The following is a 13,925-nucleotide window of genomic DNA, read 5'->3' as shown; positions in this document are numbered from 1 at the left end:
TAATGAGCCAGAATGTATACCAATTTATTGATGTGAATCGCGTAGACCCAGCGAAGAAACCAATCAAGATACGTAAAATTGAGTTTGTAGAGATCTACGAACCTTTCACTAAACAGCAAGCCAAAGCCCAAGCAGACCGCTGTTTAGATTGTGGTAACCCTTATTGTGAATGGAAATGTCCAGTTCACAACTACATCCCTCAGTGGCTTAAGCTTGCCAATGAAGGACGTATTATCGAAGCCGCTGAACTGTCTCACCAGACCAACAGCCTGCCAGAGGTATGTGGCCGTGTGTGCCCTCAAGACCGCTTGTGTGAAGGCTCTTGTACCCTCAATGACGATTTTGGTGCCGTCACCATAGGTAACATTGAAAAGTACATTACCGATAAAGCCTTTGAGATGGGTTGGAAGCCAGACATGTCTCACGTTGAATGGACCGATAAAAAGGTCGCAATCATCGGTGCGGGCCCAGCTGGTCTTGCGGCAGCTGATATCTTGGTACGCAATGGAGTGAAAGCCGTTGTCTTTGATCGTTACACAGAGATAGGTGGTCTCCTCACTTTTGGTATTCCATCATTCAAGCTTGAGAAAGGTATCATGGAGAATCGTCGCCGCATCTTTAGCGAGATGGGCGTTGAATTCCGAATGAATACCGAGATTGGCAAAGACATTCAACTTAAAGAGCTGGTCGATGATTACGACGCTGTTTTCCTTGGCGTAGGCACTTACAAAAACATACGTGCAGGTCTAGATAATGAGGATGCTCCGGGTGTTTATGATGCTCTGCCATTCTTGATTTCTAATACCTACAAGGTTATGGAGCTTGAAAATCCAACCCCATTCATCGATATGCAAGGTAAGAAAGTCGTCGTGCTTGGTGGTGGTGATACGGCGATGGACTGTGTTCGAACCTCTATTCGTCAGAGTGCGGCCGATGTGGTGTGTGCTTATCGCCGAGATGAGGCCAACATGCCGGGCTCTCGCCGTGAGGTGAAGAATGCACGTGAAGAAGGCGTGAAGTTCAAGTTTAACCTGCAGCCTATCAGCTTAGAGCTTGATAGTTCTGGGCATGTTGCTGGCGTTAAAGTCGTGAAAACCGCCTTAGGCGAACCTGATGAAGCAGGCCGTCGCCGCCCAGAACCAGTTGCTGGCAGTGAGCACATTCTTGAAGCCGATGCTGTGATCATGGCATTTGGTTTTCAACCTCACGCTATGGAATGGTTAGAACCTTTCGATGTCGAGCTTGATCAATGGGGCCGTATTAAAGCGCCTGGTCAGCAAGAGTTTCAGTACCAAACCACCAACAGCAAAATATTTGCCGGTGGCGACGCGGTTCGCGGCTCTGACTTAGTGGTAACCGCTATCGATGAAGGCCGTAAAGCCGCAGAAGGGATATTAGATTACCTAGAAGTGTGAGTGGGTTTCCTTTATTACTCAGTTCGTTACTATAAAAAAGGATCCAATTATGGATCCTTTTTTAAGTTCGATACGTTTATCACAAGCACAACAAAAAACAGCAAACAAGCCAATTCCGATAACTACAATTAGAATTAAAAACAAGACATAGGAAACACTATGAAAAAAGCCGCTCTCCTCTTGCTATCACTTTTAACATTAACCGCTTGCAGCCAAGGAATCACGGATATGAAAGACAGAACCTCATCACCTTGTGGTGATAAACCAAATTGCGTATCAACACAAGATGACCGTGAACAACATGCTTTGGCTGCATACGAACTATCCGATTCAGCAAACCTTGATGCCATTGAGCAAGTCGCTCTGACTTTACCGGGCGCAAAAACCGCCAGTAAAACCGAAGATTACCTGCGTATTGAATGTACTTCTCGCATCATGCGCTTTGTCGATGACTTAGAGCTTAAGATCACTGATGGCAAACTGATCGTGCGTTCAGAGTCTCGCACTGGCCATTCTGATTTTGGTGTCAACCGAAAGCGAGCGGATCAACTTCGCGCAAGCCTAAACAGCGAAGGCCTAATCAAATAGATAAAAGAATACGCAGATAAATCGCTGCTATTCGTACGAGAAGTGCCTTAGGGCAGTCGCTCGACACTTCTCTTCCATGCTACAATTTCGCTCTACTGTTTAAATATTTTTTATTAAGAGACTACACATGAAAATCGGCATCATTGGCGCAATGGAGCAAGAAGTTGCGATCCTAAAAGCAGCAATTTCAGACATTACTGAAGTTAATAAAGGCGGTTGTACCTTTTTCTCTGGTCAGCTAAATGATGTTGACGTTGTTTTGCTTCAATCAGGTATTGGTAAAGTAGCCGCTGCAGTGGGTACTTCAATCCTACTAAGCGAATACCAGCCAGACGTAGTACTAAACACGGGCTCTGCTGGCGGTTTTGATTCAACACTGAACCTTGGCGATGTGGTTATCTCAACTGAAGTTCGTCATCACGATGCCGACGTTACAGCTTTCGGTTACGAAATCGGCCAAATGGCAGGTCAACCTGCAGCGTTCACAGCGGACGACAAACTGATGGCTGTTGCTGAACAAGCACTAGCACAAATGGAAGATAAGCACGCCGTTCGCGGTCTTATCTGTACTGGCGACGCATTTGTTTGCACAGCAGAACGCCAAGAGTTCATCCGCAAGCACTTCCCATCTGTCGTTGCTGTAGAGATGGAAGCATCTGCTATCGCTCAAGCTTGTCACCAATTCCAAGTACCATTCGTGGTTGTTCGTGCAATCTCTGACGTTGCAGACAAAGAGTCACCAATGAGCTTCGAAGAGTTCCTGCCACTAGCGGCACAAAGCTCTTCTGAAATGGTTATCAAGATGGTTGCCCTACTAAAGTAAGCGACTAGACATGCAAACACTGTTTGATCAGGTATTTGCAAATGGCGTGCTCCTTGTAATGTGGGGAGCACTGCTTTTTCATTTGATTTTACCTATCCCCCATGCCGCACACCCTACGACCTTATGGCATAAGTTTGCTGAGCTTTTAGCAAGCAAGGTTAATAACAACCAAAACTATTCCCAAAGCTTAATCTCGGGCACATTAGCCTGGGGCGTAATGGTACTGCCGACTCTGGTAATTCTATTGGCACTGCAACCATTGGTTTGGCAATCTCAACTGTTTGAATTAGCGCTGTTATTACTGGCGATTGATTGGCGCAATAATGAAAAGCTAGCAAATCATCTGATCAAAGCGCTTGGTCGAGAAGATAAAGCTGCCGCTCGTCAGTTACTGGCTCCGGTTGTCAATCGTCAAACCGAATCACTGTCATCACTTGGGCTTGGCAAAGCCGCTGCTGAAACCATCATCATGGGTTACGCTCGCAATGTGGTATGTGTTTTATTCTGGTACGCCATTGGTGGTGGAATTGCGGCTTTAATGTATCGCCTTGTTGTTCAGTTAGCGCGTGCGTGGTCACCAAGTCGTAAGCGGTTTTCTCCATTCGGCTCAACGGCAATCAAGATCGTCGCTATCCTAGAATTTATACCCATGCGCTTATTTGCTTTGATGATCGTATGTGGTGATAAAGCAACGCACACGTTCAGGACCATGTTAGTACAGAGTCGCTCTTGGCCACTGCCCGGCCCAGCATGGTTAATTACCGCTGTTGGCAATAAACTTGAGCTATCATTGGGCGGCCCTGCGATTTACGATAACACCAAAGCCATTCGCGCCAAATTAGGCGGCAGAATCGCTCCATCAGCCCTGCATTTATCTCAGGTTAAAAAGCTGGTTTTTGGCCGCATCGCTATCTGGATATTCATACAAAGCCTAGTCTTACTTATTATTCACCAAGGGATTTAAAGTGAAACCCTCTCAACTCGTTATACGATGTACCGCTCTCGCGTTCAGTCTCAGCTTTTGTTTATGGACTCCCATTTCCTTCGCGACTGCCGAGCGCGTCATCAGCCTTGCTCCTCACGCCACTGAGCTCGCCTACAGTGCTGGTTTAGGTGACAATCTTATCGCGGTGAGTGAGCGAAGTGATTATCCACCACAAGCAGACAAGCTAGAGAAAGTGGCGAGTTACCAAGGCATCAAGGTTGAGAAAATCATCGCCCTGCAACCTGACCTGATTCTCGCGTGGCCTGCTGGGAATCCGCCAAGAGAACTCGCGAAACTGGAGCAGTTTGGATTTAATATTTACTACCCTAAAACCAAAAGCCTAGACAGCATTGCGACCAATATCGAGCAACTCAGCCAATACTCCAGTGATCCGAATGTTGGAGAGAATAATGCCAAGCAATACAAAGAGCAGCTCAACGCGTTGAGACTAAAATATAAAGATGCTGAGCCAGTAAGTTACTTTTATCAGCTCAGTGAAAAGCCGATCATCACCGTCGCTCAAGGACACTGGCCAAGTGAGGTGTTTGAGTTTTGTAGTGGCCACAATATTTTTGAAGACAGCACCTCCCCTTACCCGCAAGTTGGCATTGAGCAAGTTGTGTTAAGGAAGCCGCAAGTGATCTTCACTTCTCAGCACGCGATTGAGAATGAAACCATGTGGCAAACTTGGGAAGATGAGATCCCGGCAGTCGCTCAAAATCAGATTTGGTCACTCAACTCTGATTGGATTAATCGCCCGACGACGAGAACTTTGAAAGCGATCCAACAAGTATGCGATTTCTTCGATAGAGCTAGGCAAAATCACTAACTATTTGCTGCGTTTTTTCGTACAATTCGCCACCGAACTGTCCCTACAATTTCAACCATAAGAGCGCCAGTATCATGGACTCCATGTTGCTTTATATTATCGATTTATTTGGCACTGCCATTTTTGCTGTCTCAGGCGTATTTGTCGCAGGCCGTCTTAAGATGGATCCCTTTGGTGTCGCCGTTTTAGGTAGCGTAACCGCGATTGGCGGAGGTACGATTCGTGACATGGCATTGGGTGCAACTCCCGTGTTTTGGATCACCGATACCACCTACCTTTGGGTCATCATCACCACCTGTTTGCTGACCATGATTATAGTACGACGCCCCAAGCGTCTGGCATGGTGGATCCTGCCAGTATGTGATGCGATCGGTTTAGCGGTATTTGTTGGCATTGGTGTAGAAAAAGCGCTGATTTATCAAGATTCTGCATTAGTTGCTATCATCATGGGTGTGATCACAGGCTGCGGTGGCGGCATTATCCGTGACGTACTTGCTCGTGAAGTTCCAATGATCCTAAGAAGTGAAGTCTACGCAACGGCTTGTATCATTGGCGGCGCTTTCCATACCATGGCAATTAGCATGGGGCACGACTCAGAAACGGCCTTTTTAGCCGGCGTGTTCACGACACTATTGATTAGGCTGGGCGCTATTCGCTGGCACTTGTCATTGCCTACCTTCGCAATCAAATAGGCTAGCGTTACAAAATAGAAATAGGCTCCGCAAAGGAGCCTTTTTTAATTCCGTTTTAAATCACTGTACCCTCAATTTCACCCTTCAATGATCCCCTATCAACTTATTCTCAATTTAGTTAGCTTGTTAGTTCTTAGCTCTTAGCTCTTAGCTTACAAGTTAATAAGGTTTTTTGTTTACTTATCCAATTAGCAAGCTATATTAGTATGCAAATTACTTTATAAATAATTTTATTTACTAACGCTGATAATAGGGAGTTTAAGATGAGTATCAATAAAGTAGGCATTGTTTTCTTCTCTAAGAATGGAGCGACTAAGCAAGTCGCAGAGACAATCGCTGAAGGTGTTAACACTCAACAATCTAACTCAGCACTGCTCATTGAAGTCCTCTCTTCTGAAGTAATCGAAGGAAGGTATGACAATGACGATAAGCTCAAAGCATTAGATAGCTGTGATGCGATTATCTTTGGTGCTCCGACTTATATGGGCTCGCCAGCTGCTCAGTTTAAAAGCTTTATGGATGCGAGTAGTACTACCTACTCTAAGAAAGCATGGCGAAATAAGCTCGCAGCTGGGTTTACCACAGGAGGTAGCCTTAACGGCGAGCAACAACAAACCTTGTTAAGCTTTTTCACTCTGGCTTGTCAGCATGGTATGGTTTGGGCAGGGATTGATATCTCAAAGCATATCGATGATTTAGGTTTGAATCGCACAGGTTCAAGTATTGGTCTAGTCGCCAGTGATGATCAGACGGCTGAGAGCACGAATAGTCACATTAACAGCAATGATCTTAAAACCGCTTTGTATTTTGGCCAACGCATCGCGAGTCTAGTTAAGAGAACCGAACTAACTTGCTAATTAACTAATGAGCTAGCTTCAAAGCTCCTAGCTTGTTAAATATCTATGGGCTCAAGACTAGAGAATGAAGGGGGTTTAAGGTAAATTAGTTCAATCATTCCCAACTTTCATGAATATCATCAAATGCTACTCGAAGGAATCGAAACTCTCTTGGTTTTGAGTAAAGCCAAAACCATGAGCCGCACTGGAAGCTTGCTTTATATCAGCCAATCAGCGGTCAGCAAACGGATTGCGAATTTAGAAAAGAAGCTAGGCAAAAAACTCATAGAGCCAAGTGGCCGACAGATCAAACTGACGCCAGACGCGATTGCATTAATCGAGGGTATCGGACCAGCATTCAATGAACTTAGAGGGCTTATCTATGAGCAACAAGAGTTGGAAGACACAACCCTTATTACCTTAGATAGCTCTAAATCTTTGATCGCAGGTTATTTAGGAAAAATGATAGGGCAATTTATCCTGCAAGATAAATACATCACCATCACCACTAACCATACCCCAAGAATTATCGAGCGAGTGCAATCGGGAAAGGCGACCCTGGGGCTGTGCGCTGGCTTACTGCCTCCACATCATGGGCTGATGACCTTTCACCTATTTGACGAACCATTCTACATTGTCAGCCAAGCACCACTGACGGAACTTCCTCCGTTAGTCATTACCAACGACATGACGAATCCAGCAAACTCGTATCAGTTATCTGTGCTTGAAAAGTTCGGCATCAAACCCTTGATGGAGATGGATGCCTACACTGCTGCAGCCCAGTTAGCGTTAGGTGGGACAGGGCCCGCTTTGATCCCGCTCTCAATTGTAAAGACACTCAATATTGAGCCTCAATACTTGTTTAGCTTTCCAGAGTTAGAGGGGTTAATTCGACCGATTCATATCTGTGTAAGGCCAAACAGCTATCAGTCTCCACGAGTTAAAATACTGATAGAATCCATTGTTGATGCTGTTCCCAAAGCAGTTTAGATGCCATTAACATCGACATCACGATCACAAGGGGGCGAATCCACTTCTGCCCTTTTGTCACTACGACTTTAGCGCCAAGCTGAGCGCCCATAAAGCCACCAACCGCCATTACTAAGCCCAATTCCCAAATGGGTAAACCAGCAATAATAAAGAAGATCAATGCGGCTATATTCGAGGTGAAGTTAAGAACCTTAGTACGTGCTGTGGCATCCACTAAAGAGAAATGGCCGATAGCAACAAAACAAACCGTGAAAATAGAGCCCGTTCCTGGTCCAAAAAATCCATCGTAGAAGCCAACACCACCACCAATGCACAAAGCAAACATCGCCTCAGAGATCTTTTGTTTGCCCTCAGACGCTCTGGTTTGTGGTGCTAATAGGAAGTAGAGAGAGATGGCAATAAGCAGTAATGGGATCATGCTGGTCAGCAAGCTCGCATCAATATGCTGCACTAACTCAGCGCCAATCGCAGAACCAATAAAGGTACAAAGAATGGCAAGACGCATCTCTTTTATGTTCACGATACCGTTGCGTACGAAATACCAACTGGCGGAGAAACTACCAAAAGAACTTTGAAGTTTGTTGGTGGCCAATGCCTGCGTTGGTGGTACTCCTGCCGCGAGCAATGCAGGTAGAGTCAACAACCCACCGCCACCAGCCATTGCATCAATAAAGCCTGCCGCCGTTGCAACAACAAACAAGATAGCCAATATTTCTAGAGTGATTTCCATATACCCAACGCCTTAAATTCTCGTGAAGCGACAACTTACCACCGTGAGCAAACAATCAACAACGAAACACAAGATTGTAACCTATTCCAAATTTTCATCATTTAGTCATCACCAGATTTTCATCATTTAACCGGCGCCAGATAACAGACATAAAAAAGCCCACTACGAAGAGTGGGCTTTGAGCATTTATATCCGCTTAACAGCGATACACGTGAGTCAATTAAGCTTGAGAAGCTTTAACTTGTGCGTGTAGATCTTGAACTGAAGTTACTGACGTTTTCGCGTCTGCAGTGTGCGCCATACAAGTCGCGAATGCAGCGTTTAGCGTAGTCGTGTAGTTCACTTTCTCAGCCAGTGCGCCACGACGAAGAACTTTAGAATCTTCAATCGCTTGACGGCCAGCCGCAGTGTTCACGATGTACGTGTACTCATTGTTCTTGATACGGTCAAGAATATGAGGACGACCTTCGTGTACCTTGTTTACTAGACGTGGGTTGATACCCGCCTCGCCAAGGATAACTGCAGTACCGTGTGTTGCATCTAGTTGGTAGCCAAGCTTCGATAGCTTAGATGCTAGGTCAACAACGCGCTCTTTGTCGCCTTCACGAACAGAAAGAAGTGCACGGCCGCCTTCTGGGTAGATGTTGCCACAACCCAATTCAGCTTTAGAGTATGCTTCAGCAAACGTTGCACCAACACCCATAACTTCACCAGTAGAGCGCATTTCTGGGCCTAATAATGGGTCAACACCAGGGAATTTGTTGAACGGAAGAACAACTTCTTTCACTGAGTAGTATGGTGGGATGATTTCTTTCGTAAAGCCTTGAGACTCTAACGATTGACCCGCCATAACACGAGCTGCAATCTTAGCGACTGCTGCGCCTGTTGCTTTCGATACAAACGGTACTGTACGTGCTGCACGAGGGTTAACCTCGATTAGGTACACTTCGTTGTTCTTAACAGCAAACTGCGTATTCATTAGACCACGAACACCCAACTCGAACGCTAGCTTTTCAACTTGCTCACGCATTACGTCTTGGATTTCTTGGCTTAGCGTGTAAGCAGGAAGAGAACATGCTGAGTCACCAGAGTGAACACCTGCTTGTTCGATATGCTCCATGATACCCGCAATAACAACGCGCTCACCGTCACAAATTGCATCAACGTCGACTTCAATTGCATCATCTAGGAAGCTATCAAGTAGCACTGGAGATTCGTTTGAAACACTTACTGCTTCGTTGAAGTAGCGACGTAAGTCTTGCTCGTCGTATACGATTTCCATCGCACGACCACCAAGAACATAAGAAGGGCGAACAACCAATGGGAAGCCGATTTCGCGAGATTTCTCTACCGCTTGCTCCATTGTTGTAACTGTCGCGTTTTCTGGTTGTAGAAGGCCAAGACGGTCAACAGCGACTTGGAAACGCTCACGGTCTTCAGCACGGTCGATTGCGTCTGGGCTAGTACCAATGATCGGTACGCCAGCAGCTTCAAGCTCACGAGCCAGTTTCAGTGGTGTTTGACCACCGTACTGAACGATAACGCCTTTTGGCTTCTCAACACGAACGATTGCTAGTACGTCTTCCAGAGTTACTGGTTCAAAGTACAGACGGTCAGACGTATCGTAGTCTGTCGAAACTGTCTCGGGGTTACAGTTAACCATGATTGTTTCGTAGCCATCTTCACGTAGTGCTAGAGATGCATGTACACAACAGTAATCGAATTCAATACCTTGGCCGATACGGTTTGGACCGCCGCCTAGGATCATGATTTTCTCTTTGTCTGTTGGGTTCGATTCACATTCGTCATCGTAAGATGAGTACATGTAAGCTGTATCAGAAGAGAACTCAGCCGCACACGTATCTACACGCTTGTAGACTGGGTGAATATCGTATTGGTCACGTAGACGACGAATTTCACTTTCTGCCACACCTAGAATCTTAGACAGGCGAGCATCAGCAAAACCTTTACGCTTAAGCTTCATTAGTTCGTCTTTATTCAGACCAGCAAAGCCTTTCGCTTTAAGTTCTTGCTCAAGTTTAACAATGTCTTCGATTTGAACTAGGAACCAGCGGTCAATTTGCGTTAGGTTGAATACACCATCAACTGACATGCCAGCACGGAAAGCATCTGCGATGTACCAAATACGGTCAGAACCAGCTTCTTTAAGCTCATGGCGAATCGTCGTTAGAGCGTCAGGTGCATCTAGATCAACCATTTCGTCAAAACCAGTTGCGCCAACTTCTAGACCGCGAAGTGCTTTCTGTAGAGATTCTTGTTGGTTACGACCGATAGCCATAACTTCACCAACCGACTTCATTTGCGTCGTTAGACGGTCGTTAGCACCTGCAAATTTCTCGAAGTTAAAACGAGGAATCTTAGTGACTACGTAGTCGATTGTTGGTTCGAATGATGCTGGCGTTGCGCCGCCAGTGATGTCATTCATTAGCTCGTCTAGCGTAAAGCCAACAGCCAGTTTCGCTGCAATCTTAGCGATTGGGAAACCTGTTGCTTTAGAAGCAAGTGCAGAAGAACGAGATACACGTGGGTTCATCTCGATGATAACCATACGGCCATCTTTCGGGTTGATACCAAACTGTACGTTTGAACCACCTGTTTCAACACCAATCTCACGCAGTACCGCTAGAGAAGCGTTACGCATTAGTTGGTATTCTTTGTCTGTTAACGTTTGAGCCGGAGCCACTGTGATCGAGTCACCAGTGTGAATACCCATTGGGTCAAAGTTTTCAATCGCACATACGATGATGCAGTTGTCGTTCTTGTCGCGAACCACTTCCATCTCGTACTCTTTCCAACCGATAAGTGACTCATCGATTAGAAGTTCGTTGGTTGGAGACAAATCCAAACCACGACGACAAATTTCTTCAAATTCTTCTTTGTTATAAGCGATACCACCGCCTGTACCACCCATCGTAAACGATGGACGAATGATACAAGGGAAGCCAACCATTTCTTGAACTTTGTAAGCTTCTTCCATCGTTTTCGCTGTATCAGCCGTTGGACACTCAAGACCAATCGATTTCATTGCTTTATCAAAACGAGAGCGGTCTTCAGCTTTATCGATAGCGTCAGCCGTTGCGCCAATCATCTCTACGCCGAACTCTTCAAGTACGCCGTATTTTTCTAAATCTAACGCACAGTTAAGTGCAGTTTGGCCGCCCATTGTCGGTAGAACTGCATCTGGCTTCTCTTTAGCGATGATGTTACGAACCACTTCCCATTGAATAGGTTCGATGTAAGTCGCATCAGCCATGTCTGGGTCAGTCATGATTGTCGCAGGGTTCGAGTTTACAAGAATAACTCGGTAACCTTCTTCGCGAAGTGCTTTACAAGCTTGTGCACCAGAGTAATCAAACTCACATGCTTGACCGATAACAATCGGACCAGCACCTAGAATTAGAACACTTTTAATGTCAGTACGTTTTGGCATTATCTACTACTCCGGATTACGCTTTGTCTTGTTTGTTTGCAACAGACTGGTTAATTAATTCAATGAAGTGGTCGAATAGCGGCGCCGCATCTTCTGGACCTGGGCTTGCTTCTGGGTGACCTTGGAAACTAAATGCTGGTTTGTCTGTACGGTGGATACCTTGTAGAGAACCATCAAATAGAGACTTATGAGTCGCTCGTAGTGTCTCTGGAAGCGTATCTTCGTCAGCAGCAAAGCCGTGGTTTTGTGAAGTAATCATCACAACATCACGATCTAAGTCTTTAACCGGGTGGTTTGCACCGTGGTGACCAAACTTCATCTTCACTGTCTTAGCGCCTGACGCAAGAGCAAGAATCTGGTGACCTAGACAGATACCAAAGATTGGTAAACCTTTTTCTAGGAACACTTTTGTCGCTTCAATGGCGTAAGTACATGGTTCTGGATCACCAGGGCCATTTGAAAGGAAAACACCGTCTGGGTTCAGAGCAAGTACTTCTTCTGCTGAAGTTTCAGCAGGAACAACCGTTAGGCGGCAGCCGCGGTCAACAAGCATTCGTAAGATGTTTCGTTTTGCGCCGAAGTCATAAGCAACAACGTGGTATGGCAATTCAGAGTCTGCTTTCGCTTCAGGAAGTCCACTCGTAAGCGTCCACGAACCTTGTTTCCATTGATACGCTTCTTTTGTTGTAACTTCTTTCGCAAGGTCCATACCTTTCAGGCCAGGGAATTCTTTTGCTTTAGCTAGAGCCAAAGCTTCATCTAAATTTCCGTCGTTTACTGAAGAGCCCGCTACGATACAACCGTTCTGAGCACCTTTTTCACGAAGAATACGCGTCAGCTTACGAGTATCGATATCAGCGATACCAACAACGTTTTGCGACTTAAGGTAATCAGAAAGGGATTGTTCATTACGGAAGTTAGAAGCGATTAGAGGGAGATCGCGAATCACAAGGCCTTGAGCGTGGATTGAAGAAGATTCTTCATCTTCGGAATTGGTTCCGGTATTGCCAATGTGAGGATAAGTAAGGGTAACGATTTGTTGAGAATAGGAAGGATCAGTGAGGATTTCTTGGTACCCCGTCATCGAGGTATTAAAAACGACTTCACCAACTGCAGAACCTACAGCGCCAATGGCTTCACCGTGAAATACTGTCCCATCTTCTAGGACGAGTAGTGCTGACTTCTTCAAGACAACCTCCAGAAATAAAAATGCATTAAAATTGATTTAATTTGCAAATCCACCTTCCTGCAACACCAAAAACTGCGTGTTTATGGAAATTAGACAAATTGGCGGTATTTTAGTGATCTGCGTGATACGTGTCAACATTTAACGCAAAAGAAATTAAACATTTTTAAGAACTAATTCAACTTCCCTTACCAAAGCTTCAAAAGTTCAACTTTCATACTCTATTAATAGGAATATTACGATTTTCTAATTTCCATCCGCCATTTTCACCCGCTATTGAGTAACAAAAATATCACCAACAAAAAGCAATCGATAAATACAAAGAGTAAACACATACATTTAAAGGTTTGAATTAAAAACAACAACCAAGCCAACATAAACAGTAGCTAAATGCAGTTCTAATCAGGAAGATTAGAGAATAAGAAGAAAGTAACCAAAAGAAGTTTAAGTGGGGAAAAGGGGTAAATAAAGAAAGCGCCGGAAATTGCCAGCGCATAAATATCTATTTACAGATCATTCAAACCAAGCACATCCGTCATGGTATAAAAGCCTGCTGGCTTGTCATTTAGCCAAACAGCTGCCTTGATTGCGCCATTGGCAAAGGTCATTCTATCCGTTGCTTTATGGGTAATTTCAACGCGCTCGCCAATATCAGCAAACATAGCGGTATGCTCACCAATGATGTCACCAGCACGAATTGTCGCAAAACCGATCTCATCTTTCGTACGTTCACCCGTAATGCCTTCGCGTGACCATACAGCGACATCGTTTAACTCGTTGCCCATCGCTCCGGCAATCGCTTCGCCCATGCCAATCGCAGTACCTGACGGTGCATCCACTTTATGACGGTGGTGAGCCTCTACGATTTCAACATCACAGTAATCGCCCATCACTTTAGCGGCCTTTTCTAGTAGCTTAAATACTAGGTTCACACCAACGCTGTAGTTTGGTGCCATTACAATAGACATCTCTTTTGATGCTGCATCGATAACCTGCTTTTCTTTTTCAGAGAAACCAGTAGTGCCGATGATCAGTTTTTTACCGTGACGCTTACAAAGTTCAATATTCGCTAATGTGCTCACAGGTGCGGTAAAGTCGACGATCACGTCAAACTCTTCAATCGCTTTCGAAAGATCATCAACTAGAGCCACGTCAAAACGACCTTCACCGCATAACTCGCCAACGTCAACACCAACCAAAGATGACTCCGGACGCTCTGAACCAGCACCAACGCTTGCTTCTGAATTATGGTGAGCGGCTTTCACCAAGTTACGACCCATACGGCCAGCTGCTCCTGCAATTGCAATTCTTACCACTGCGAATATCTCCATTGTTTTGGTTACCGTCACTGCTCATCTGTCGCAGCAACCTTCATTCGATTAATCTCTTTAAACTAACAA

The 13,925-nt window shown here is 45.2% G+C and carries 12 protein-coding genes; 8 read left to right on the top strand and 4 right to left on the bottom strand.

All coding sequences use genetic code 11. The annotated features are described in order from the left end of the window. Positions 1-2: 2 nt before the first annotated feature. The 8 genes from ACMAZD_RS03095 (at position 3) to ACMAZD_RS03060 (ending at position 7,158) form a co-directional block, all read left to right on the top strand. On the top strand, positions 3-1,415 hold the full coding sequence (locus ACMAZD_RS03095; protein WP_435248531.1) for an FAD-dependent oxidoreductase: 1,413 nt from the start codon (positions 3-5) through the stop codon (positions 1,413-1,415). 159 nt (positions 1,416-1,574) lie between these two features. After that, positions 1,575-2,003: a DUF1499 domain-containing protein gene (locus tag ACMAZD_RS03090; RefSeq protein WP_435248530.1), complete on the top strand. Its 429-nt coding sequence runs from the start codon at positions 1,575-1,577 to the stop codon at positions 2,001-2,003. Positions 2,004-2,130: 127 nt separating this feature from the next. After that, positions 2,131-2,826, top strand: a complete 696-nt coding sequence (gene mtnN, locus ACMAZD_RS03085) for a 5'-methylthioadenosine/S-adenosylhomocysteine nucleosidase (RefSeq protein ID WP_435248529.1) — start codon at positions 2,131-2,133, stop codon at positions 2,824-2,826. 10 nt (positions 2,827-2,836) lie between these two features. Continuing rightward, positions 2,837-3,790, top strand: coding sequence for a cobalamin biosynthesis family protein (locus ACMAZD_RS03080; protein ID WP_435248528.1), 954 nt, complete (start codon positions 2,837-2,839; stop codon positions 3,788-3,790). A gap of 1 nt (position 3,791) precedes the next feature. Further along, entirely contained in the window at positions 3,792-4,640 is an 849-nt protein-coding gene (btuF, locus tag ACMAZD_RS03075; protein ID WP_435248527.1) for a vitamin B12 ABC transporter substrate-binding protein BtuF, read from the top strand. A 74-nt stretch (positions 4,641-4,714) separates the two neighbouring features. Next, a complete protein-coding gene (locus tag ACMAZD_RS03070; protein WP_017106808.1) occupies positions 4,715-5,332 on the top strand; it encodes a TRIC cation channel family protein in 618 nt (205 codons plus the stop codon). A gap of 263 nt (positions 5,333-5,595) precedes the next feature. Beyond that, positions 5,596-6,189, top strand: a complete 594-nt coding sequence (locus ACMAZD_RS03065) for a flavodoxin family protein (RefSeq protein ID WP_435248526.1) — start codon at positions 5,596-5,598, stop codon at positions 6,187-6,189. 123 nt (positions 6,190-6,312) lie between these two features. Then, positions 6,313-7,158 carry a LysR family transcriptional regulator gene (locus ACMAZD_RS03060; RefSeq protein WP_435248525.1) on the top strand — a complete coding sequence of 282 codons (846 nt, stop codon included), beginning with the start codon at positions 6,313-6,315 and terminating at the stop codon, positions 7,156-7,158. On the opposite strand, the gene ACMAZD_RS03055 is transcribed toward ACMAZD_RS03060, so the two are convergent. From ACMAZD_RS03055 to dapB, 4 genes are all read right to left on the bottom strand, one after another. After that, entirely contained in the window at positions 7,109-7,888 is a 780-nt protein-coding gene (locus ACMAZD_RS03055) for a TSUP family transporter (protein WP_286295570.1), read from the bottom strand. The genes ACMAZD_RS03060 and ACMAZD_RS03055 overlap by 50 nt on opposite strands. A 220-nt stretch (positions 7,889-8,108) precedes the next feature. After that, positions 8,109-11,339 carry a carbamoyl-phosphate synthase large subunit gene (gene carB / locus ACMAZD_RS03050; RefSeq protein WP_435248524.1) on the bottom strand — a complete coding sequence of 1,077 codons (3,231 nt, stop codon included), beginning with the start codon at positions 11,337-11,339 and terminating at the stop codon, positions 8,109-8,111. A gap of 16 nt (positions 11,340-11,355) precedes the next feature. Then, the gene (gene carA / locus ACMAZD_RS03045; RefSeq protein ID WP_435248523.1) at positions 11,356-12,528 is read right to left on the bottom strand and encodes a glutamine-hydrolyzing carbamoyl-phosphate synthase small subunit; all 1,173 of its coding nucleotides are present in this window, start codon (positions 12,526-12,528) and stop codon (positions 11,356-11,358) included. A gap of 503 nt (positions 12,529-13,031) precedes the next feature. After that, positions 13,032-13,856, bottom strand: coding sequence for a 4-hydroxy-tetrahydrodipicolinate reductase (gene dapB / locus ACMAZD_RS03040; protein ID WP_435248522.1), 825 nt, complete (start codon positions 13,854-13,856; stop codon positions 13,032-13,034). Positions 13,857-13,925: the final 69 nt, after the last annotated feature.

The sequence above is a fragment of the Vibrio sp. nBUS_14 genome (genome assembly GCF_051201655.1).
Classification (GTDB): Bacteria; Pseudomonadota; Gammaproteobacteria; order Enterobacterales; family Vibrionaceae; genus Vibrio.
This window is presented reverse-complemented; position numbering and strand designations above follow the sequence as displayed.

What these genes read in the sequence shown, in the direction of transcription:
- ACMAZD_RS03095 (WP_435248531.1), top strand. Translation starts at nt 3, where the DNA reads ATGAGCCAGAATGTATACCAATTTATTGATGTGAATCGCGTAGACCCA.
- ACMAZD_RS03090 (WP_435248530.1), top strand. Translation starts at nt 1,575, where the DNA reads ATGAAAAAAGCCGCTCTCCTCTTGCTATCACTTTTAACATTAACCGCT.
- mtnN (WP_435248529.1), top strand. Translation starts at nt 2,131, where the DNA reads ATGAAAATCGGCATCATTGGCGCAATGGAGCAAGAAGTTGCGATCCTA.
- ACMAZD_RS03080 (WP_435248528.1), top strand. Translation starts at nt 2,837, where the DNA reads ATGCAAACACTGTTTGATCAGGTATTTGCAAATGGCGTGCTCCTTGTA.
- ACMAZD_RS03070 (WP_017106808.1), top strand. Translation starts at nt 4,715, where the DNA reads ATGGACTCCATGTTGCTTTATATTATCGATTTATTTGGCACTGCCATT.
- ACMAZD_RS03065 (WP_435248526.1), top strand. Translation starts at nt 5,596, where the DNA reads ATGAGTATCAATAAAGTAGGCATTGTTTTCTTCTCTAAGAATGGAGCG.
- ACMAZD_RS03060 (WP_435248525.1), top strand. Translation starts at nt 6,313, where the DNA reads ATGCTACTCGAAGGAATCGAAACTCTCTTGGTTTTGAGTAAAGCCAAA.
- ACMAZD_RS03055 (WP_286295570.1), bottom strand. Translation starts at nt 7,888, where the DNA reads ATGGAAATCACTCTAGAAATATTGGCTATCTTGTTTGTTGTTGCAACG.
- carB (WP_435248524.1), bottom strand. Translation starts at nt 11,339, where the DNA reads ATGCCAAAACGTACTGACATTAAAAGTGTTCTAATTCTAGGTGCTGGT.
- dapB (WP_435248522.1), bottom strand. Translation starts at nt 13,856, where the DNA reads ATGGAGATATTCGCAGTGGTAAGAATTGCAATTGCAGGAGCAGCTGGC.